Origin of the sequence: Niallia sp. HCP3S3_B10 (assembly GCF_052064465.1) — a bacterium.
Taxonomy (GTDB): Bacteria; Bacillota; Bacilli; order Bacillales; family Cytobacillaceae; genus Niallia; species Niallia hominis.
The window spans coordinates 18,389-41,211 of the sequence record NZ_JBQHVO010000043.1; the positions used below are offsets into that span (position 1 = coordinate 18,389).

Here is a 22,823-nt window from a genome sequence, read left to right on the forward strand (position 1 = left end):
AAGGGTTCATGCATGAAAACGGAAGATTTTATTCAAATGTTGTCTGATAAAGGAATTACTTTATCAGACCATCAAATAAAACAGTTTGAGCTCTACTTTGAAACATTGGTAGAGTGGAATGAAAAAATGAATTTAACAGCAATTACAGAAAAATCGGATGTTTATTTAAAGCATTTCTATGATTCCATCACTGCTGGATTTTACTATAATGGGTTTCACGATGCTGTACATGTATGCGACGTTGGTGCAGGGGCAGGTTTTCCAAGCATCCCTTTAAAAATTGTTTTTCCTGATTTAAAGGTGACGATTGTCGATTCTTTGAAAAAAAGAATTCATTTTCTTGAACACTTAGCATCTCAACTAGAGCTGAAAGAGGTTAACTTTATTCATGACCGAGCAGAAACATTTGGCCAAAATAAAGCATATCGTGAATCCTTTGATATTGTAACTGCACGAGCAGTAGCACGACTCTCTGTTTTAAGTGAACTTTGTTTGCCACTAGCAAAGGTTGGAGGTACTTTTGTTGCAATGAAAGCAGCAAGTGCCAAAGAGGAAATCGAAGCGGGGAAAAAGGCTGTAAGTCTATTAGGAGGAAAGATTCAAACAACACACTCCTTTTTATTGCCAGTTGAAGAAAGTGAAAGAAATATTATCATAATTGAAAAAGAAAAGCCAACACCTAAAAAGTATCCAAGAAAACCTGGAACTCCTAATAAAGAACCAATTGAATAGGTGAAAGCACAGATTTATGTCTGATAATTTAGTTTCTGAAGTTATCCGATTCTTTATATGATATTCTTCCATCCCTTCCTGCGTGAAGTAGGGATGGGAGCTTATTAATAAGACGGGAAAAATAATTATTTTATATTAGGTTGTTTTCAAAAAGATTGATTTTCATTCATAAAAGATATAATTATAGAGAAAATTAAGGAGCAGGCTCATGGTAAGAGTCTGGTAATAGCAACAACTTTATGAAAACAGCTATAAGTTATTACGAAAGAAATAAGAGAATGATATAATCATTCATAAGATTAGAACTATATCAACTATCATATCTACTATATAATATACCTATAATTGTCATATTCTATGAAATTTCGAGAAGTTTCTACTTTAAGTTAGATGACTTTGCAGGGATTAATGTTTCATATAGAGAATAACTAATAGGGAGTTTTGTAAAGGTGGTGCAGGGTGATGAAGCCTTCTTTCTCACGATTTTTTGGACTAGGCGAAAAAGGAGAGCAAATAGAAGATGCTAGTCAAATAAGTGCAGATGCTGCTCAAGAGGAGATCGAGAGTATGGGAAGTAATGAAGAAGTTAGACGAATCCCAATTAATCAGATTGTTCCTAACCGTTTTCAACCAAGAACGGTATTTGATGATGAAAAAATTGAAGAATTAGCTCGTACAATCCATACACATGGTATTATACAACCCATCGTATTAAGAGAATATGAAGAAGATAAATTTGAAATCATTGCTGGAGAACGAAGATGGAGAGCAATGAAAAAACTTGGTTGGGAAGAAGCGCCAGCAATTATAAAAAACATGAGCGACACAGAAACTGCTTCTGTTGCACTTATAGAGAATCTTCAAAGGGAAGAGCTTTCTCCAATTGAAGAAGCGATTGCCTATGGCAAATTATTAGAGCTCCACAATCTTACCCAAGAGGCACTTGCCCAAAGATTAGGCAAAGGGCAGTCGACTGTAGCAAATAAATTAAGACTTCTTAAATTGCCAGAAGAAATTCAAGAAGCATTATTAAATAAAGAGATTTCTGAGCGTCATGCTCGTTCCATGATTCCTTTAAAAGAACGGGAAAAACAAATCCAGCTATTACAAGAAATCATGGAAAAGAGCTTAAATGTAAAGCAAACAGAAGAGCGTGTCGTGAAAATGCTTGAACAATCAAAGCAGAAACCGAAGCCAAAAAGAAAGGCATTTAGCAAAGATATGCGGATTGCAGTAAATACCATTCGTCAGTCGCTGAATATGGTTTCTGATAGTGGAATTAATTTAAATGCCGAAGAAGAAGAGTTTGAAGATTTTTATCAATTTACGATAAAAATTCCGAAAAAGAAATAATACTTAAATAGCTTCTTATCTAGAATTATAATTTGTACTTATTTATAGATTTTGGGCTCTGTTAAATCCAACTCCATAAAAGATAGTAAAAATACTTATTTAACAGAGCATATTTTTTTGTGAGAATAATAGCCATTTATGCTGGTTCTCACTTTTTTATATGATTTTATTCCTCAAAGGATAACCACAAGTATAAAATGAAACCTCCATTTCTGATTTTAATAGGATTTTTTCTAAGCGAAATAACTAGTTGAATCCTTGTTAAATGCTTGAAATAATAGGCTTTATAACTTCTTTCATACTATTAATATATTTATATTTTCCTCCACTAATTCAGATTAACAGAAAAAGTGACGATATTTAGAAGTTTTCATGATAAAATAATATACGTGATTACAATAGGCATGGAATTGGCCATGTTGTAATCTATTCATGTTTTTTAACCAATAAATTGTCTTATAGTTTAAAAGGCTATAAACGATTCAATCTTTTTATATTAAGCAGCCATCTTGCGTCGATTATATATTTCGTAGCTCGTATGGAATTAAAGGTAGGTGACATCATGGGTAAAATTATTACTGTTGCTAACCAAAAGGGCGGAGTTGGAAAAACAACTACATCGGTTAATCTTGGCTCTTGTTTAGCATATATCGGAAAAAGAGTGCTATTAGTAGATATTGATCCACAAGGAAATGCTACTAGTGGTGTAGGCATTGAAAAAGCTGATGTTGATCATTGTATCTATGATGTGTTAGTGGATGATCTAGAGGCAAGAATGGTGATAAAACAGACAAATGTGGAGAATTTGGATGTTATACCTGCAACGATTCAATTAGCTGGAGCGGAAATAGAGCTTGTTTCTACTATTTCCAGAGAAGTAAGATTGAAAAGAGCTTTAGACGAGGTCAAACACAATTATGATTATATTTTAATAGATTGTCCTCCTTCTTTAGGATTATTAACGATTAATGCGTTGACTGCATCGGACGCAGTATTGATACCTGTTCAATGTGAATATTACGCTTTAGAAGGATTAAGTCAGCTATTAAATACGGTTCGACTTGTTCAAAAGCATTTAAATCATGACTTGGCAATTGAGGGTGTGTTGCTAACAATGCTAGATGCTAGAACAAATCTAGGTTTACAAGTTATTGAGGAAGTTAAAAAGTATTTCCAAGATAAAGTCTATAAAACAATTATTCCGAGAAATATTCGATTATCAGAAGCGCCGAGTCATGGGGAACCAATAATCATTTATGATCCAAAATCACGTGGCGCTGAAGTATATTTGGATCTTGCGAAGGAAGTGGTTACTAGTGGCTAAAGGACTTGGAAAAGGGTTAGATGCATTCTTTCCTAAATTAGATGCCGAGAAGGAAGAAATTGTGCAGGAAATAAGCATCAATGAATTGCGACCTAATCCTTATCAGCCTAGAAAATTCTTCGATGAGGAAGCAATTGAGGAATTGAGGCTTTCTATTCTAGAACATGGGATTCTTCAACCAATTATTGTTCGAAAAAGCATCAAAGGCTATGAAATAGTTGTTGGGGAACGCAGATATCGTGCTGCTAAAGAGGCTAAACTAGCGACTATCCCTGCAGTTGTTCGGCAACTATCGGAACAGCAAATGATGGAATTAGCAGTACTCGAGAACCTTCAAAGAGAAGATTTATCACCAATTGAAGAAGGTCATGCCTATCAGACATTGATGAAAAAATTAAAGCTGACACAAGAAGAGCTAGCAAAACGTTTAGGGAAAAGCAGACCACATATTGCCAATCATGTTCGTTTACTATCACTTCCAAAAGCTGTTCAAAATTATATTTCTGACGGTAAAATATCAATGGGACATGGAAGAACTTTATTAGGCTTGAAAAATAAAGATAAGCTTCCAGCAATAGTTGATAAAGTTATTAAAGAGGGATTAAATGTACGCCAGTTGGAACAATTAATTCAGCTTTTAAATGAGAATGTTTCACGTGAAACAAAAAAAGAAAAACCCGCACAGAAAAATATTTTTATTAAAGAGCAGGAGTCCTTTCTTCGTGAAAGATTTGGAACAACCGTTCATATTAAGCAAAAGAAAAATAAAGGGAAAATTGAAATTGAATTTTTCTCAGAAGAGGATTTGGCACGCATTCTCCATTTGTTTGAATTAGAAAATGAAAATTAAAAAAAGCCTCTAAAAAAAGATATGTTACAATCGGCAAGCTGTAACAACGATCTTTTTTTAGAGGCTTTTTATTGTATACCATAAGATTGGAATTAGTTATACAGGTTCTTCTTTGATTTCGTATTCCTCTAATTTTGCAGAATGCATATATCGAAGACTGGTATGATAAATACCCTTTGAAATGATTTTTGCCATATTCAATACTAGGCTTAATCTAGTATTCTGAAGAACTAGAAATTCCATAAATCCGCTTATATTAACAATTCCCGTAATATGAATATTTCCAACAGGAGGAAGCTCTTTTTTTACGCCGCTTCCTGGTTTAACAGGTCCATCTCCTATTTGAATTACACCAACGCTTTTCATTCTGCCTAGACAGGCATCTATTCCGATAATATAAGGATTATGATGTTTTTCATGTATTTCCTTTAATTTATCCTCTAAATTAAGTGCATGAATTGGTTCGTCTAATGTTCCATAGACATGAAAAGGAGATATATTCTTTTCACTTAATAGAGTTCCAATAAGCGGACCTAATGAATCTCCAGTAGAACGATCGGTTCCAATACAAACAAAGACAATTGGTCGAGTAACAGAAACAGATGGTAAATGTTTAGATAATGAATCGGCAATTTTAAAAGCTGCTAACTGTTCATCATGTGCTATTCTAATGGGAAGTTCGTTTTTTTCGAAAAGGCTGGAATATAAGGTCATTGAATCTACTCCTTTATCATTTAAGATTCGATAAAATCTATAAAGAAAGCAATTATCGTGATCAGTTAGATTCTGTTAAGTACCTATCAATTAAGAGGAAATCTATCGAACCATGAGATATTTTTATGCAGAATAATTGTAGTATTCAGTATATGGAAAAGAGACAAATTCTATACATATACATAAAAATAAAGGAAAAAAGAGTGATACAGTAAGCGGATAATCCATTATAATAAGGGCAAAAGTCCTGCATTTATTAGGGTGCTTACTACTACAAAGCATGTAGAAAAACTGTTAAAATAAACTTACCCAATATGAAGGCTGTTAAAGAGTAAAATAGAAAAATAGTTAGCATTATTTTCATTCCATAAAACATAGAGCATTAATACGTAAATTATGTTGTATGAACAGAGAAAAAAAGGAAGATAATTTAGTAGAAGTTTATATTTAGAGGTGTCTAGATGGATGAGAGTATAAAAGAAGGTATAGATAATCTCATGAATGAGAATTTTTGGAGTAGTCTTGGGTTTGGGGCATTAAAGATTGTACTTATATTTCTAATTAGTGGAATGATTATTAGAATTGGAAAAGCAGCGGTACGAAATATATTTAAAGTAAGAACTCATTCTTCCTTACGCGTATCAGAGAGAAGAGAAGCAACATTAATTAAACTTTTGGAAAATACAATTACTTATGTCGTTTATTTTATGGCAATCATGATGGCGTTATCTGTTTTTAATATTGACGTTAAGGCCTTGTTAGCAGGAGCGGGAATTGTTGGCCTTGCGGTAGGTTTTGGTGCCCAAAGCCTTGTTAAAGACATTATTACAGGATTCTTTATTATCTTTGAAGATCAATTTTCTGTCGGAGACCAAGTACGTATTGGGACCTACGAGGGAGTAGTAGAAGAGATTGGATTAAGGACAACAAAAATCAAAGGCTTTACAGGAGAAGTGAATATTATTCCTAATGGAAGCATTATAGAAGTAACTAATTTTTCTATAAACAATAGTAAAGCAATTGTAGATGTAAGTATTGCCTATCAAGGTGATATCAATCGGGCAGAAAAGGTTATACAGGAATTGATTGAAAAACTACCAGAGCAATATGAGGATATTGTCGGTGTTCCAGAATTATTAGGTGTACAAAACATCCAAGCATCAGAGGTTATTATTCGTATAGTTGCAGAAACTTTGCCAATGAAGCACCATGCCATCGCAAGGATTTTAAGAAAAGAAATAAAGAATGTTCTAGATGAAAATGGTATTGAGAGTCCTTTCCCAAAATTAGTCATGTATTCACAACCACAATAGTTTGTTCAAGGAGGAAATATGGAACAGAAAGAGTTTGGTCTAAATGATGTAGTTGAGATGAAAAAAGCCCATCCTTGCGGTACAAATCGCTGGAAAATAATTCGGTTAGGGATGGATATCCGAATTAAATGTGAAGGATGCGAACATAGTGTTCTCATTCCAAGAAGAGAGTTTGCAAGGAAAATGAAAAAAGTTTTAGTAAAGCATGAAGAATAGTACTTTTTATCGGAAAGGCAGCAAATAAAGATAGTTGTTGTCTTTTTTGGTTCGAGGAAAAGGAACACTACTTGTCTTTTTCCCTCGTTAAAACTATAATTGTTAAAGGTTTAGAATAATAATGAAATTACTTTCTATTTTGTACGATGGAGATAGATAGTTTATATAAGGGAGTGGCATAATGGCGTTAACTGCTGGAATAGTTGGTTTGCCTAACGTTGGTAAATCTACATTGTTTAATGCAATTACACAAGCAGGTGCAGAATCAGCGAACTATCCGTTCTGTACAATTGATCCAAACGTTGGAATTGTAGAAGTACCAGATCAACGTTTAACAAAATTAACAGAATTAGTACAACCGAAAAAAACAGTACCTACAACTTTTGAATTTACAGATATTGCCGGAATTGTAAAAGGGGCAAGTAAAGGGGAAGGTCTTGGCAATAAGTTTTTATCTCATATTCGTGAAGTAGATGCTATCTGCCAAGTAGTACGTTGTTTTGCAGATGATAACATTACCCATGTATCAGGAAAAGTAGACCCCATTTCTGATATAGAAACAATCAACTTAGAATTAATTCTTGCTGATTTAGAATCAGTAGAGAAAAGAATTGGCCGAGTTGGAAAAATGGCGAAGCAAAAAGATAAAGAAGCTGTTGCTGAATTAGAAGTATTAGAATTACTTAAGGCTGCTTTTGAAGAAGAAAAACCAGCAAGAACGGTTGAGTTTACAGAAGAACAGGCGAAAATTGCTAAAGGACTACATCTTTTAACAATTAAGCCTGTATTATATGTTGCGAATGTAGGCGAGGATGAAATCGTAGATGCAGCGAATAATGAATATGTAAAACGTGTAAAGGATTTTGCAGCAAATGAAGGTGCTGAAGTAATTGTCATCTGTGCGAAAATTGAAGAAGAGATTGCAGAGCTTGAAGGAGAAGAAAAGGAAATGTTCCTGCAAGAGCTTGGAATCGAAGAATCTGGTTTAGATCAGTTAATTCGTGCAGCATACCATCTTCTTGGATTAGCTACTTACTTTACAGCAGGCGTTCAAGAAGTTCGTGCATGGACATTTGTACAAGGGATGAAAGCACCACAATGTGCAGGAATTATTCATTCTGATTTTGAAAGAGGCTTTATCCGTGCGGAAACTGTTTCATATGATGATTTATTAGCAAGTGGCAATATGGTTGCTGCAAAAGAAGCTGGTAAAGTTCGTTTAGAAGGTAAAGAATATATAGTTAGAGACGGCGATATTATCCATTTCCGTTTTAACGTATAAGGAAAAATTAAGGCGCTGTGAATTGTAGCAACAAACTTTACGAAAACAGCCCCATGAATTAGAACAACACGCATAAAAAAGATTACTTTAGTACATTTATGGTGCTAATAAATCTTTTAATGCGTGTTTTTTTTGTAAATAATAATGTACACTCTTTTTACAATTCTTTAAAACTATCCAAGCATGGCAATGGTAAGCTAGGAATAGCTATAACTAACTTGATAAAAAGGGAGTGGAGTTTTTGAAAATTGCCATTTTCACAGACACTTATTTTCCTCAAGTGAATGGTGTTGCACAGACGTTGAAGAGGCTTAGTAACCATTTGGAAAAAAAGCAAATTTCCTATCAAGTATATTCTCCAGAAAATAAATCTTCTACTACATCCCCAAATATCAACCAATTTCCTAGTCTTCCATTTTTTGTTTATCCAGAGTGCCGGACAGTTATTACGAACCCAAGAAAGATAGAAAATAATCTAAAACAGTTTAAACCAGATCTAATTCATCTGGCTACACCTTATATGATGGGACTGTATGGATTATTCGCTGCCAAAAAATTAAATATCCCAGTTGTTTCTTCTTATCACACTAATTTTGATCAATATCTTAAATATTATCATGCTTCCTTACTAGAGCCATTTTTATGGAAATATTTAAAATGGTTCCATCAATCAACAGAAAGAATTTTTGTTCCCAGTAACGAAACCCAAAGAAAATTAGAGTCATTGGATTTTCGAGAATTAAAAGTTTGGGGAAGAGGGATTGATTCTAAACTTTTCACGCCAAACATCGATGCGAAAGAACAAATTAGAAGGAAGTACCATATCAGAGAAAACCATATTTTATTGTATGTAGGGAGATTAGCTCCAGAGAAAGATTTGGCTACATTAAATGATATCGTGGATAAATTGCCCTCGAATATAAAGGAATCAGTCCATTGGCTAATAGTTGGAGATGGACCAAATAAGGAGGCTTGGAGAGAAAAGGAAAAGTCACAACAAAATATTACATTGACTGGTTATATAAAAGGGGATGACTTGGCAAGGATATATGCAGGAGCCGACCTTTTCGTTTTCCCATCCTATACAGAAACCTTTGGAAATGTTGTATTAGAAGCAATGGCTTGTGGAACTCCAGCAATTGTTGCTAATGAGGGTGGCGTAAAAGACTTTGTCATAGATCATATCAATGGCAGAATATGCAAAAAACAAAATGCTGAAAGCTTTCTTCAAGCTATTAGCGAATTGTTATTTGATGAAAAGATGAGAGTGAGCATGGGGAGAGAAGCTAGAATCTATGCGTTAACGCAATCATGGGACACAATTTTTGATGGATTGTTATGCGAGTATTGTGAAGTACTTCAAACCCGACAAGGATTAAATAAAAAGTATGCATAAAAGTCTAATTAAACGAAGATAAAATAGTAATAACTTATGTTATTTTTAGTACATTGCTATTTGAAACGAAGTATGCTATACTTTTACCTTGTGAGTAATGTATAGTTGCTCCTTGCCCAACTATGGGCCGTCTAGACCAAAAGGAGGTGAAAGTGATGAAAAAGTACGAAATTATGTACATCATCCGTCCAAATATTGAAGATGAGGCTAAGAAAACACTTGTTGAGCGTTTCAACGCTATTCTTACAGATAATGGAGCGGAATTAGCAGAATCAAAAGAGTGGGGTAAACGTCGCCTTGCATATGAAATCAATGATTTCCGCGATGGTTACTATCAATTAGTAAAAGTTAACGCTGCACCAGTAGCGGTTGAAGAATTCTCTCGTTTAGCTAAGATCAACGAAGATATCATTCGCCACATCGTAGTTAAAGATGAAGCAAAATAATATATAAACAATGTTTCACGTGAAACATTTTAGATGGAAGGGAGTTGAAACTGATGATGAATCGGGTAGTTCTTGTTGGCCGTTTAACTAAGGATCCGGAGTTGCGCTATACACCAAGTGGAGTTGCCGTTGCAACGTTCACACTTGCTGTTAACCGTACCTTTACAAATCAGCAAGGTGAAAGAGAAGCAGACTTCATTAACTGTGTTATTTGGAGAAAACCAGCAGAAAACGTTGCTAACTACTTAAAAAAAGGAAGTTTAGCGGGTGTCGATGGTCGTATTCAAACGCGTAGCTATGATGGACAAGACGGAAAGCGTGTATATGTAACCGAAGTATTAGCAGAAAGTGTTCAGTTCTTAGAACCTAGAAACAGCTCTGCTAATAATAGAAGTGACAACATGAATTATGGTGCCCCAAGAGAACAAGATAATCCTTTTGGAGGATCAAATAATTATCAGAATCAGCGACCTCAAACAAATAGAAATAATCAGGATTATACGAAAGTGGATGAAGATCCATTTGCAAATAGCGGTCAAATCGATATTTCAGATGATGATTTACCATTCTAATATAATTTTGATGATCAAAAAAGGAGGTTAATCTCATGGCAATGGGTGGACGCAGAGGTGGCCGTGCTAAACGTCGTAAAGTATGTTACTTTACAGCTAACGGCATCACTAAAATCGATTATAAAGATGTAGATTTACTAAAAAAATTCATCTCAGAACGCGGTAAAATTTTACCTCGTCGTGTAACAGGTACAAGCGCTAAATACCAACGTAAATTAACGATTGCTATTAAACGTGCACGTACTATGGCTTTACTACCATACGTTAGTGGAGAATAATTAGCCTATAAAAAACCCTATTAGACTTTTGTTTAATAGGGTTTTTGTATTATTTTGGGAAAATGAACCACTCTGTCGCATTTTTTTCTGTCCAATACAATACATACATCATTATTTGGAAAAGCTTCTTTTTTTGTACTGCTTATGTCCTAAAGATGTCTGCTTTATTTTTATTCTAGTATTTCTTCTGAGTAACTTCGTTGAAGAAGAATCAGAATGATAGTAAAATATTAAGTGATGATGCAAACCCTTTCTGGTTATGTATATCCTATATCCTATATCCTCTATTATTTGGATAACCGAAGAGGGATAGACCTTTTTATATTTTAATTTAGTTTAATGGGGTATAATAGTATCAGGTATAAAGAATACATAGCAAGGATTATGTGAAATCTCACGAGTTTTAGGAGGAGAAAAATTGCCTACTTTTTTAGAGAAAGGATCCATACGGTATCCATTAATATGTTTAATCGGTATTACCATTATCATGCTTGGAATCCTCTCTTTTTATAACTGGGTATTTTCCTTAATTGGGTTAGTCCTTTTTGTTACCCCTTTTTATTTCATCTTACGAATAGAAAGTCGTCAAAGAAAGGAAACGGAAGAGTATATAACGACTCTTTCCTACCGAGTCAAAAAGGTGGGGGAAGAGGCCCTAATGGAAATGCCGATAGGAATCATGCTTATAAATGATGACTATTATATTGAATGGACCAATCCCTTTTTGGCATCTTGTTTTGCAGAGGATACACTTGTTGGAAGGTCATTATATGATGTTTCACCATCGATTATCCCCTTAATTAAACAAGAGGTCGAAACAGAAATCATTACATTGCATGAAAGGAAATTTCGAGTTATTCATAAAGTGGAAGAGCGCCTTTTATATTTTTTCGATGTTACAGAGCAAACGCAAATTGAGAAGCTTTATGAAGATGAACGTACTGCAATTGCGATTATCTTTTTAGATAACTATGATGATTTAACACAAGGGATGGATGACCAGACGAGAAGTAGCATCAATAATACTGTTACTGCCATTTTAAATAAATGGGCTACAGATAATGGAGTATTATTAAAACGAATATCTTCTGATCGCTTCATTGCTATTTTTAATGAACATATTTTACAAAGCTTGGAGAAAGGGAAATTCACCATATTAGATGATGTTAGAGAATTAACAACAAAGCAGAATGTTCCTTTAACACTCAGTATTGGGGTAGGATCAGGCGTATCCTCCTTGCCAGAGCTAGGGAATATTGCGCAATCTAGCCTTGATTTAGCCCTAGGAAGAGGCGGAGATCAGGTTGCGATTAAACAGCCGAATGGTAAAGTGAAATTCTATGGTGGAAAAACTAATCCAGTAGAAAAACGAACAAGAGTTAGAGCCAGAGTTATTTCCCATGCTTTAAAAGAATTAGTCTTAGATAGTGACAAAGTTATTATAATGGGACATAAAAATCCTGACATGGATGCTATTGGCGCAGCAATTGGAATTCATAAAGTTGCTCAAATGAATCAAAAAGATGCATTTATCGTCATTAATTTTCAGGAAATAGATACAGCTGTTAGAAGGCTGCTAGAAGAAATTAAAAAGCAAGAGTCTCTATTTATGAAATTTATTACACCTGATCAAGCTTTAGAGATGGCAACAGGGGATACTTTGCTAGTAGTTGTTGATACACATAAGCCTTCTCTAGTGATAGAAGAGCATTTGTTGAATAAAATAGAAGATGTAGTAGTAATTGACCATCATCGACGAGGTGAGGAATTTATTGAGAATCCACTTCTTGTCTATATGGAACCATATGCTTCTTCAACTGCTGAACTTGTTACTGAATTATTAGAATATCAACCAAAAAGTGTTAAAATTGAAATGCTAGAAGCAACAGCTCTGTTAGCAGGAATTATTGTTGATACGAAAAGCTTTACCTTAAGAACAGGAGCTCGAACCTTTGATGCAGCGTCCTATTTAAGAGGACAAGGAGCAGATACAGTTCTTGTTCAGAAGTTTCTCAAAGAGGACATTGAAAACTATGTGAAAAGAGCGAAAATAATTGAAAATGTTCAATTTTATAAAGAGGGTATTGCAATAGCCACTGCCAAAGAAGGCGAAGTAGTGGATAGTGTTCTGATTGCACAAACAGCAGATACTTTATTAACAATGGATGGAATCATTGCCTCGTTTGTAATAGCTCCTAGAGGAGAAACAATGATGGGTATAAGTGCTCGCTCTTTAGGAGAAATCAATGTCCAAATTATTATGGAAAGCTTACATGGTGGAGGCCATTTAACCAATGCAGCTACCCAGCTTTCAAATATGCCAATGGAAGAAGTAGAAGCAAGACTAAAGCTAGCAATAGATGAGTATTTCGAAGGGAGAAGAAAAGAATGAAAGTAATTTTTCTAAAAGATGTAAAAGGTAAAGGGAAAAAAGGCGAAGTGAAAAACGTTGCAGATGGTTATGCACATAACTTTCTTTTAAAACAGGGATTGGCTGTCGAAGCAAATGCATCAGCAGTTAGTACGCTAAATGCTCAAAAGAAAAAAGAAGAGAAACAAGCGATGGAAGAACTAGAAAAAGCAAAAGAATTAAAAGAAAAGCTGGAAAAAGTAACAGTTGAGCTGCATGCCAAATCAGGTGAAGGCGGCAGATTGTTTGGATCTATTACAAGTAAGCAAATTGCAGATGAATTAAATAAAAAGCATCAAATTAAAATCGATAAAAGAAAAATTGATTTAAATGATGCTATTCGTTCTCTAGGCGTGACAAAGGTTCCCGTAAAGCTTCACCATGAGGTTTCAGCAACTTTAAATGTACATGTTAAGGAATTAAGCTAATATTGGAAGTTCCATTTATCTCTAAACATGTTAAAATAGAATAAGCTTAAGAAAATGTGATACAGGTTTAGCTGGTCACATTTTTTGTTTGACTGATTTTTAACAAAAAATGTAGATGAATATTAGAGCTTTATAAAAAGATATATCATTTTAAATAGGTAATTGGAAAGAAGAGAAAAAGGAACAGCTGTTACAAAAATACCTTTCTTTAGCAGGAAGGATGCTCTTTTTGTAAAATAGATTGTTGCTTTTTTTAATCTAGGCTATGTTTTTTATCATATCCTCTCATTTTAAGGAGGTTTTATAGATTGAGTGAAGTTTTAAATGATCGAATGCCCCCACAGAATATTGAGGCAGAACAAGCTGTACTCGGGGCCATTTTCCTTGAACCACAAAGTTTAACATTAGCTTCTGAGATCCTTATACCAGAAGATTTTTATAGAGGCGCACATCAAAGAATATATACGACAATGCTGAAATTAAATGACGAAGGAAAAGCAGTCGATTTAATTACAGTGACATCAGAGTTAGCAGCAACCAATAATTTGGAGGATACAGGTGGAGTCAGCTATTTAAGTGAGTTGGCTGCTTCGGTACCTACTGCTGCAAATATAGAATATTATGCAAAAATTGTGGAAGAAAAGTCATTGTTGCGCCGCTTAATTCGAACAGCAACGAATATTGCCCAAGATGGGTATTCACGTGAAGATGAAGTAGAAGCTTTATTAAGTGAAGCAGAAAAGAATATTTTAGAAGTAGCACAGCGGAAAAACGCTGGGGCGTTTCATAATATCAAAGATGTTCTTGTTCGAACATACGATAATATTGAAGAAATGCATAATCGCAAAGGCGATATTACAGGGATAGCAACAGGGTTTGCTGAACTTGATAAAATGACGGCAGGATTTCAGCGAAATGACTTAATTATCGTTGGAGCAAGACCATCTGTTGGTAAAACGGCCTTTGCCTTAAATATCGCTCAGAATGTTGCTGTAAAAACAGGTGAAAATGTAGCCATTTTTAGTTTGGAGATGGGAGCAGAGCAGCTTGTCATGCGTATGCTATGTGCAGAAGGGAATATAGATGCCCAGCGTCTACGTACAGGATCGTTAACAGATGAGGACTGGGGAAAGCTAACGATGGCAATGGGAAGCTTGTCCAATGCAGGTATTTTCATTGATGATACACCAGGGGTAAAGATTACAGATATAAGAGCAAAATGCCGTCGTCTAAAGCAAGAACACGGCTTAGGAATGATATTAATTGATTACTTACAGCTAATCTTGGGAAGTGGCCGTGCTGGTGAAAATAGACAGCAAGAGGTATCGGAAATTTCTCGTTCCTTAAAACAGCTTGCACGTGAACTTCAAGTGCCTGTCATTGCCTTATCTCAGTTATCACGGGGTGTAGAGCAAAGACAAGATAAGCGTCCGATGATGTCCGATATCAGGGAATCAGGAAGTATTGAGCAGGATGCGGATATTGTAGCCTTCTTATATCGTGATGATTACTATGATAAAGAATCAGAAAGCAAGAATATTATCGAAATCATTATTGCGAAACAGCGTAATGGTCCGACTGGAACCGTACAGCTAGCCTTTGTAAAAGAATACAATAAATTCGTTAATCTAGAACGGCGTTTTGAGGATGGTGCGATGCCGACAGGGGCCTAATAAAAAAGATTAGTAGTTTTAAAGCTACTAATCTTTTTTTATGCTTTTTTTAGATGAATAAATGCATCAATAGGAGCAAATACTACAAAATTATCTATCTTTATTTATCAGTTTTTACGAACATAACTTTAATTGATTAAAAAGATTGTTCGTGTTTTGTTGACTTTTATGTTAAAAAGTTGGTAAAATAGGAATGTTTGATTAAGGATATAATAAAAAGATATAGAAACCTGTGGAGGTGCTCTAGGATATGTCATCAGTAGTGGTGGTAGGAACGCAGTGGGGAGACGAAGGAAAAGGTAAAATTACCGATTTTCTATCTGAAAATGCAGAAGTGATTGCACGTTATCAAGGTGGTAACAATGCAGGACATACAATTAAGTTTAATGGCGAAACGTATAAATTACACTTAATTCCATCTGGGATATTTTATAAAGAAAAAATTAGTGTTGTTGGAAACGGTATGGTAGTGGATCCAAAAGCAATTATTGCGGAGTTAAAGTACTTACATGACCGTAATGTTACAACAGATAACTTACGAATTAGCAATCGTGCACATGTTATTCTTCCTTATCATCTGAAATTAGATGAAGTGGAAGAAGAAAGCAAAGGTGCTAACAAAATTGGAACAACGAAAAAAGGCATTGGACCAGCTTATATGGATAAAGCTGCACGTATTGGTATCCGTATTGCTGATTTATTAGATAGAGAAGTATTTGAAGAAAAACTTGCAAGAAACTTAGTGGAAAAAAATCGTCTGTTAGAGCGCATCTATGAAACAGAAGGCTTTAAATTAGAGGATATTTTAAATGAATATTATGAATATGGTCAACAAATTAAGCAATATGTTTGTGACACTTCTGTTGTATTAAATGATGCATTAGATGATGGACGCAGAGTTCTTTTTGAAGGTGCTCAAGGGGTAATGCTTGATATTGACCAAGGTACTTATCCATTTGTCACTTCTTCTAATCCAGTAGCTGGAGGCGTAACAATTGGTTCAGGTGTTGGGCCAACTAAAATTAAACATGTTGTAGGTGTATCAAAGGCCTATACATCAAGAGTTGGAGACGGACCTTTCCCAACAGAATTAAATGATGAAATTGGAAACCAAATTAGAGAAGTTGGTCGTGAATATGGAACAACAACTGGTAGACCACGTCGTGTTGGCTGGTTTGATAGTGTAGTAGTTCGACATGCTCGTCGTGTTAGTGGTATTACAGATCTTTCTCTAAATTCCATTGACGTTTTAACAGGAATTGAAACGTTAAAAATTTGTGTTGCTTATAAATACAAAGGGGAAGTAATGGAAGAGTTCCCAGCAAGCCTAAAAGTATTAGCAGAATGTGAGCCAGTATATGAAGAGCTACCAGGCTGGACAGAAGACATTACTAGCTGTAAAACACTAAGCGATCTTCCGGCAAATGCTCGTCATTATTTAGAAAGAGTATCACAGTTAACTGGGATTCCATTATCTATGTTCTCTGTTGGGCCGGATCGTACACAAACAAATATTATACACAGCCCTTGGAGACAAATCTAAACATGAAAATAAAGGTCGTTCTAAATTTTGAACGACCTTTGTTTTTCCAAGTAGATAGATGGGTATGAGAGAATACAGACTACTTTGTTTGAATTAAAGAGACGATTAACTTATTCTTAATGGTTGTTGGCTAGCATTTGAATTTGCGATAATGGTAAGGTTGTGGATTTATAAACAAACGCAAAAAAGTACATTAATCTTAAAAGGAAATGTAGCTTAGAGCAAAATAAAAAAAATTTAAAAAAGTTTTAAGAAAAGTATTGCTTTTTATTTTGATAATATGCTAATATAAAAAGCGTCGCAAATGACAAAAACAAAAGAGACAAGCTCATAATAGGAGCCATTAGCTCAGTCGGTAGAGCATCTGACTTTTAATCAGAGGGTCGGAGGTTCGAATCCTCCATGGCTCACCATTTATAGATATCAATCATGGCCCATTGGTCAAGCGGTTAAGACACCGCCCTTTCACGGCGGTAACACGGGTTCGAATCCCGTATGGGTCATAATATCTTTTAGAGATATTATGCAAAAAATGGTCCGGTAGTTCAGTTGGTTAGAATGCCTGCCTGTCACGCAGGAGGTCGCGGGTTCGAGTCCCGTCCGGACCGCCATTTTTTCTTCCTATGCATTTGCATATTTTATATACATTTATCTTATACATAATGAAGACAAGTAAATAACGACCTTTGCTTAAATGTTAGAGCTAAGCATTTGTCACCATAGTTTGGCTCAGTAGCTCAGTCGGTAGAGCAAAGGACTGAAAATCCTTGTGTCGGCGGTTCGATTCCGTCCTGAGCCACCTTGATTTTGTATTCACAACGAATGTTCGTTGTTTTTTTTATGCCCAAATTATTTCCCTGTAAATAAACCGCGAAAGATCCTTTCTATTACAAATCTCTGCATAACATGATAATAATACAACAATTTCATTACAATATAATAGCAAAACATTATTTCCTTTAAATATATGCTAAAGTAAATGTATATGCCTTCTTCATAATAATCTTTATATATAAAGTGAATTACTAGCAGGGAGGGGAATTATTTTACTGTCTAGTGAAGAATAAGTAGAGGCTATAATAGATAAAAAAAGGACAAGGAAATCCATTCTAGGAAAGGATTTCCTTGTCAAAATTAAGGGAAAATGAAACTCATATATATAGACGATTATCTAGTATAAAAGGTTTCAATAATTTAGCTATCTTCATTTGTATTTTTTTCTTATAGTAAAATGAGGCTCTTTCTATTGCTATAGTATGAATTGAGGGCATATACAATAGCCTAAAAAGGATGTTTCGATAATGAATGATGCAGGGAGATTTCCCATGCATTGGAATGAAGTAGAATAATCGGAAATGGTAACCCTCTCTTATAGAGGGATTTTTTAATCCTCAATGGATGAAAGATTCAGTGGGCTTATAGAGAAAGCTTCACTGTCTTTTTTATTTGTGGCTATTTAGAGGATAAAGCAATGATGAGAAAGTAGTCATCAAGCGATCTAAACAAAGAGGGTAAAGCTAACGTATCACTAAACTTATAATAGAAAAAAAGTGATTATATAAATTTAAAATGGTAAAGTAGACAGTAGAAGTAAACAATAAAAGTATGGAAGTTACGATAGATAAACTTTGATAGAAGGAGAATACCTGAATGAATAAAAAGATTTTAGTTGTAGATGATGAAAAACCAATTGCAGATATTCTGCAATTTAATTTGAAGAAAGAAGGCTTCGAAGTGTATTGTGCTTATGATGGCAATGAAGCCCTAGAGAAAGTGGAAGAAATCCAGCCAGATTTAGTATTGCTTGATATTATGCTTCCGCAAAGAGATGGCATGGAAGTATGTCGTGAAGTCAGAAAGAAATATGAAATGCCCATCATTATGTTAACGGCAAAGGATTCAGAAATAGATAAGGTTTTAGGGCTAGAATTAGGTGCAGATGACTATGTGACAAAGCCTTTTAGTACAAGAGAGTTAATTGCACGTGTAAAGGCAAATCTTAGACGACATCAGCAAGTTTCATCTGCTGCAGAAGAAGAAAAAGAAACGAATGAAATTGAAGTTGGTTCCCTTATTATTCATCCAGATGCTTACATCGTTTCAAAAAGAGGCGAAATGATCGAGCTAACGCATCGTGAGTTTGAATTACTTTATTATTTAGCAAAACATATAGGACAAGTTATGACTAGAGAGCACTTGCTTCAAACAGTATGGGGCTATGACTACTATGGTGATGTACGAACAGTCGATGTAACGGTAAGAAGATTAAGAGAAAAGATTGAAGATAATCCCAGTCATCCGACTTGGATCGTGACAAGAAGAGGCGTTGGCTACTATTTAAGAAATCCTGAGCAGGAGTAAATTTATTAATGAAAAAAGTAAGTTTTTTTCGTTCTATTCATTTGAAGCTTGTATTAGTTATTGTTTTGCTTATTCTTATTTCTATTCAGATAATTGGGGTTTATTTTGTAAAAACCCTACAAACAACGCTATTAGACAGTTTTAAAATATCGATTCAAGAGAAAGTAAATATTTTATCTATCTATTTAGAAGAGCAGCTCGTAAAGGAACGATTTGTTGAAAACGGTGATTCAACATTAGAGGAAGATATCAAAAGAATTTTAAGTGATAATAATTCATCTGATATTAAAGAAATCAGAGTTGTTAATAGTAATGGCATTATCGTTGGAACCTCTGATCCGGAAAACCAACATTTGGTCGGCCAGAAAATGGTTGATGTTTCGGTAAGGAGAGTTCTCTCAAACTCATCTCAACCGGATAATCCAATTAAGCAGAAAAACGGTGAGAAAATCTATGAGCTGATTACGCCTATAAAAACAAATGGGGATGAAATAGTCGGAGCCATTTATTTAGAGGGCAAGATTGAGAATGTCTATAAACAAATTGATAAGATCAATCAAATCTTTCAAAAAGGAACGATTATCACTTTATTTGTAACGGCAATATTAGGAGTCTTATTAGCAAGAACGATTACAAAGCCTATTTCAGATATGCAAAAGCATGCCTTTGCTTTATCGAAGGGGAATTTCTCCAGAAAGGTTAAAGTATATGGTTTTGATGAGATTGGACAATTAGCAATCACGTTTAATAATTTAACAAAGAAGCTTCAAGAATCACAGGCAACAACAGAAAGTGAGCGGCGAAAATTATCATCTGTTTTAGCCTATATGACAGATGGAGTAATTGCAACAGATCGAAAAGGGCGAATTATTCTTATAAATGAGCCAGCTGCAAAGATGCTAGATGTTTCACGTGAAACAGTACTCTCGGAGCCAATTATTAATCTCCTTGATCTTAATGGGAAATATACATTTGAGGAGCTATTGGAGGAAAGAGAATCGGTTATTTTGGATTATAGTACTCATTATGAGCCATATATTTTACGGGCTAATTTTTCGGTTATACAAAAAGAGACAGGGTTTGTTAATGGTTTGATTACGGTCCTCCATGATATTACGGAGCAGGAAAAAATTGATATGGAAAGAAAAGAATTTGTAGCGAATGTTTCCCATGAATTGCGTACCCCGTTAACTACGATGCGCAGTTATGTAGAAGCTTTATATGATGGAGCTTGGAAAGATGAAGAATTGGCTCCAAAATTCTTAAATGTCACCCAAAATGAGACCGAGAGAATGATACGCTTAGTAAATGACTTATTGCAGCTTTCTAAATTAGATAGCCGTGATTATCAGTTAAATAAAGAACTTGTTGATTTTATCGTTTTTTATAATCGAATTATTGACCGTTTTGAATTGACGAAACAACAAAATGTTAGCTTCATAAGAAAATTGCCAAAGAAAGCAGCATTTGTTGAAATTGATGAAGATAAATTAACACAAGTACTAGATAATATAATTTCCAATGCAATGAAGTACTCTCCTGAAGGTGGAAACATTACCTTCTCCATTAAGGAACAGGAACAGCAAATAATCGTAAGTGTATCAGATAATGGTGTTGGTATACCGAAAGAAAATATTGATAAAATATTTGATCGTTTCTATCGTGTTGATAAAGCGAGAACACGAAAGCTCGGTGGAACTGGACTTGGCCTTGCAATCGCAAAAGAAATGGTAGAAGCACATGGGGGAAGAATTTGGGCATCCAGTAAAGAAGGCAAAGGAACAAAAATATCTTTCACCCTACCGTATATTCAATCTGAAGAGGATGATTGGGGATGAAATATGAGAGTGTAAAAAGCGGTATTTTAATCTTTCTCGTAGCTTTAAGTGTGTTATTATATTATCTCCTTTGGACAGATCAGGGTGGGGAATTTGATTCAATTGGTAGTGGGTCAACTACTGCTCTGGAGGAATTAGGAGAAACAAAGGAAGTAAGTGAAGTTGTAAAGCCAGACGGAATTTACCAACACATAGATGGGAATCATTATGGTACAATTTCAAGGGAAGAAATAGATTCTATTATCCAGAAGCTTAAAGAATTTGAGTATGGAGATTTTCGTAATATAACTTCAAAAGTAGAAAGTGTAGCAAGCTTTTTAGAAGAGCAGGATAATAGTTTGGAAATAAGATTTCCAGGACAAGTTCCTTTTCGAATTTACAAAGATATTTTAAGAGTAGATCAGGATAATTCCTTTGATTTTGATACGATTTTGTTTTCATATAAGGATGGAAAGGTTTATTTTCTGTCTAAAGAAACGGGGAAAGTATATGAAACATCGGTACGATCGAAATATGTTGAGGAACTGAATCAATTTAAAGATAGTGTCTTTAATGAAAAAACAGTGTATTCTACCTATTTTTCGTATAAACCAAATGATCAGTATTTAATTTACTTACCTAGTGAGAAAAGGGAAGTCAATAAATACAAATATTTTACGAGACAAATCGAATCTATTCGATTGAAAAGAGCATTATTTACTAATCCTAGTATCGCCCAAAAAGAAATTTTAACAAATTGGGAAGAGTATACAGACGATTCGGGTTTACTTAGAATATATAAAGATACCCATATTGTCAGCTTCTTTAAACCTTCTGGCATTTCGAACGAAACGATTCAGAAGCATATCATTAATAATAGTATCGATCTAATCAATCAGAGAGGTGGCTGGATTAATGACTATTTATATGTGGGACGAGATGAAGACAGAAAGATAACCTTTCGTTTATACAACACAAATGGAATGCCTGTGTTTAATTTGAAAACAGAACTATCTGATATTCGTTTGTTCTGGGAAAATAATAAGGCGAAGCGCCTTTTAACTAGTAATTTAATTATTATTAATACAACTACTCCGTTTGATTTTTCAAAAGAGACGGTTTCGTCAGGAGAAGAGGTTTTACAATATCTCCAAAATAATAAAAAGTTAAAGACAGAAAAACTCCAGAATATTGTGATGGGATATGATATGCAGGTCGATTCGCAAAATATCGTTTCCTTAGAACCAACCTGGTTTTACCAATATGATAATAAATGGTATACCTTATATTCGGAAGGAACAGGAGGCAACTTAGATGGACTGGAGTAAGATAAAGACCATATTTATTATTGCCTTCTTAATATTGGATGTATATCTAATTTATGAATATATAAAGATTAAAGAATACCAACGGGCGGATGACTATACAACAGAGCCAACGACCAATACGCTTTCACGGTTAGGAATTAAATATGATAAAGAAAAGCTTCCAGTCAATAACCAAAAGGATCAATATTTATCAGCGAAGTCGAAGAAATTCACGGATGATGAGATCAAAAAGATGGAAAAAGGGCTATTAAGTGGTCAAGAAATTACCGTAAGAGATAGCATATATCTTCAAGCAGTGTTAGTGGAGCCAATTAGTATTAAAGAAGATTTTGACCCAGAGGAGTTAACTGAATTTCTGTTTAATCAAGTGCTTAACGGTTCAGAGTATCGCTTTTGGGAAAAGAGTGGGAATACCATTACGTATTATCAACAGCATGCTGGAAAGACATTATATCGAAATCCAAAGGGTGAAATTACCTTTAATGTAAATGAAGAGAACAAAATCGTTTCCTATAACCAGACGTATTTGGAAAAAATTCAAGAAATGGATGAAAAAGAAAACATTATTCAGCCGTTGGATGTTATTCTGAACTTATTTACAAATAACTTCATAGAAAGTGATTCGTATGTAAGCTATGTAGAATTAGGCTATTATACACAGCTTGATACATCTGCACAATTGCTTGCTCCAACTTGGAAAGTAACAGTGGATGAAGAAGACTTTTATGTAAATGCTTTGGACGGGGCAGTTATTCAACCAGAAACAGAGGAAATGAAATTGGAGTGA

20 protein-coding genes and 4 tRNA genes are annotated in these 22,823 nt (G+C 34.7%); 23 read left to right on the forward strand and 1 reads right to left on the reverse strand.

Going from position 1 to position 22,823, the window contains the following annotated elements; all coding sequences use genetic code 11:
* Positions 1–12: 12 nt before the first annotated feature.
* From rsmG to ACTNDN_RS17105, 4 genes are all read left to right on the forward strand, one after another.
* Positions 13–732: a 16S rRNA (guanine(527)-N(7))-methyltransferase RsmG gene (gene rsmG, locus ACTNDN_RS17090; RefSeq protein WP_048718123.1), complete on the forward strand. Its 720-nt coding sequence runs from the start codon at positions 13–15 to the stop codon at positions 730–732.
* A gap of 462 nt (positions 733–1,194) precedes the next feature.
* Positions 1,195–2,085: a nucleoid occlusion protein gene (gene noc / locus ACTNDN_RS17095; protein WP_048718125.1), complete on the forward strand. Its 891-nt coding sequence runs from the start codon at positions 1,195–1,197 to the stop codon at positions 2,083–2,085.
* A gap of 562 nt (positions 2,086–2,647) precedes the next feature.
* Positions 2,648–3,409 (forward strand): ParA family protein, encoded by a 762-nt coding sequence (locus ACTNDN_RS17100; RefSeq protein WP_031535598.1) that lies wholly within the window; start codon positions 2,648–2,650, stop codon positions 3,407–3,409.
* On the forward strand, positions 3,402–4,259 hold the full coding sequence (locus tag ACTNDN_RS17105; RefSeq protein ID WP_048718127.1) for a ParB/RepB/Spo0J family partition protein: 858 nt from the start codon (positions 3,402–3,404) through the stop codon (positions 4,257–4,259). Before ACTNDN_RS17100 ends, ACTNDN_RS17105 begins: the two co-directional genes overlap by 8 nt.
* Positions 4,260–4,355: 96 nt before the next feature.
* Here the strand turns inward: ACTNDN_RS17105 and yyaC are convergent, their stop codons facing one another.
* Positions 4,356–4,973 carry a spore protease YyaC gene (gene yyaC / locus ACTNDN_RS17110; RefSeq protein WP_035416036.1) on the reverse strand — a complete coding sequence of 206 codons (618 nt, stop codon included), beginning with the start codon at positions 4,971–4,973 and terminating at the stop codon, positions 4,356–4,358.
* A gap of 461 nt (positions 4,974–5,434) precedes the next feature.
* On the opposite strand from yyaC, the gene ACTNDN_RS17115 reads away from it, so the two are divergent.
* The 19 genes from ACTNDN_RS17115 to ACTNDN_RS17205 all read left to right on the forward strand — a co-directional run bounded on the left by ACTNDN_RS17115 (position 5,435) and on the right by ACTNDN_RS17205 (position 22,823).
* Positions 5,435–6,286, forward strand: a complete 852-nt coding sequence (locus ACTNDN_RS17115; RefSeq protein WP_048718130.1) for a mechanosensitive ion channel family protein — start codon at positions 5,435–5,437, stop codon at positions 6,284–6,286.
* 18 nt (positions 6,287–6,304) lie between these two features.
* On the forward strand, positions 6,305–6,502 hold the full coding sequence (locus ACTNDN_RS17120) for a DUF951 domain-containing protein (protein ID WP_031535589.1): 198 nt from the start codon (positions 6,305–6,307) through the stop codon (positions 6,500–6,502).
* A 181-nt stretch (positions 6,503–6,683) separates the two neighbouring features.
* Entirely contained in the window at positions 6,684–7,784 is a 1,101-nt protein-coding gene (ychF, locus tag ACTNDN_RS17125) for a redox-regulated ATPase YchF (protein WP_109768483.1), read from the forward strand.
* A 241-nt stretch (positions 7,785–8,025) separates the two neighbouring features.
* A complete protein-coding gene (locus ACTNDN_RS17130; protein ID WP_109768484.1) occupies positions 8,026–9,180 on the forward strand; it encodes a glycosyltransferase family 4 protein in 1,155 nt (384 codons plus the stop codon).
* Between the two features lie 155 nt (positions 9,181–9,335).
* On the forward strand, positions 9,336–9,626 hold the full coding sequence (rpsF, locus tag ACTNDN_RS17135; protein WP_031535583.1) for a 30S ribosomal protein S6: 291 nt from the start codon (positions 9,336–9,338) through the stop codon (positions 9,624–9,626).
* Between the two features lie 53 nt (positions 9,627–9,679).
* A complete protein-coding gene (ssb, locus tag ACTNDN_RS17140) occupies positions 9,680–10,198 on the forward strand; it encodes a single-stranded DNA-binding protein (RefSeq protein ID WP_109768485.1) in 519 nt (172 codons plus the stop codon).
* 41 nt (positions 10,199–10,239) lie between these two features.
* Complete coding sequence (gene rpsR / locus ACTNDN_RS17145; RefSeq protein WP_031535579.1) at positions 10,240–10,476, forward strand: 30S ribosomal protein S18; 237 nt, start codon at positions 10,240–10,242, stop codon at positions 10,474–10,476.
* 418 nt (positions 10,477–10,894) lie between these two features.
* Positions 10,895–12,868 (forward strand): DHH family phosphoesterase, encoded by a 1,974-nt coding sequence (locus tag ACTNDN_RS17150; protein WP_048718139.1) that lies wholly within the window; start codon positions 10,895–10,897, stop codon positions 12,866–12,868.
* Positions 12,865–13,314: a 50S ribosomal protein L9 gene (gene rplI, locus ACTNDN_RS17155; protein WP_109768486.1), complete on the forward strand. Its 450-nt coding sequence runs from the start codon at positions 12,865–12,867 to the stop codon at positions 13,312–13,314. The genes ACTNDN_RS17150 and rplI overlap by 4 nt, the downstream gene beginning before the upstream one ends.
* A gap of 308 nt (positions 13,315–13,622) precedes the next feature.
* A complete protein-coding gene (dnaB, locus tag ACTNDN_RS17160) occupies positions 13,623–14,987 on the forward strand; it encodes a replicative DNA helicase (RefSeq protein ID WP_031535572.1) in 1,365 nt (454 codons plus the stop codon).
* A gap of 250 nt (positions 14,988–15,237) precedes the next feature.
* Positions 15,238–16,530, forward strand: a complete 1,293-nt coding sequence (locus ACTNDN_RS17165) for an adenylosuccinate synthase (RefSeq protein ID WP_031535569.1) — start codon at positions 15,238–15,240, stop codon at positions 16,528–16,530.
* A gap of 337 nt (positions 16,531–16,867) precedes the next feature.
* A tRNA-Lys gene (locus ACTNDN_RS17170) sits at positions 16,868–16,943 on the forward strand.
* 18 nt (positions 16,944–16,961) lie between these two features.
* Positions 16,962–17,033, forward strand: a tRNA-Glu gene (locus tag ACTNDN_RS17175).
* Between the two features lie 31 nt (positions 17,034–17,064).
* Positions 17,065–17,141: transfer RNA gene (locus ACTNDN_RS17180), tRNA-Asp, on the forward strand.
* A 115-nt stretch (positions 17,142–17,256) separates the two neighbouring features.
* A tRNA-Phe gene (locus ACTNDN_RS17185) sits at positions 17,257–17,329 on the forward strand.
* An 851-nt stretch (positions 17,330–18,180) separates the two neighbouring features.
* Complete coding sequence (gene yycF / locus ACTNDN_RS17190; RefSeq protein ID WP_048718265.1) at positions 18,181–18,891, forward strand: response regulator YycF; 711 nt, start codon at positions 18,181–18,183, stop codon at positions 18,889–18,891.
* Positions 18,892–18,899: 8 nt separating this feature from the next.
* The gene (gene walK / locus ACTNDN_RS17195; protein WP_048718267.1) at positions 18,900–20,729 is read left to right on the forward strand and encodes a cell wall metabolism sensor histidine kinase WalK; all 1,830 of its coding nucleotides are present in this window, start codon (positions 18,900–18,902) and stop codon (positions 20,727–20,729) included.
* Positions 20,726–22,036 (forward strand): YycH family regulatory protein, encoded by a 1,311-nt coding sequence (locus tag ACTNDN_RS17200; RefSeq protein WP_154708542.1) that lies wholly within the window; start codon positions 20,726–20,728, stop codon positions 22,034–22,036. The genes walK and ACTNDN_RS17200 overlap by 4 nt, the downstream gene beginning before the upstream one ends.
* Positions 22,023–22,823, forward strand: coding sequence for a two-component system regulatory protein YycI (locus tag ACTNDN_RS17205; RefSeq protein WP_031535564.1), 801 nt, complete (start codon positions 22,023–22,025; stop codon positions 22,821–22,823). The genes ACTNDN_RS17200 and ACTNDN_RS17205 overlap by 14 nt, the downstream gene beginning before the upstream one ends.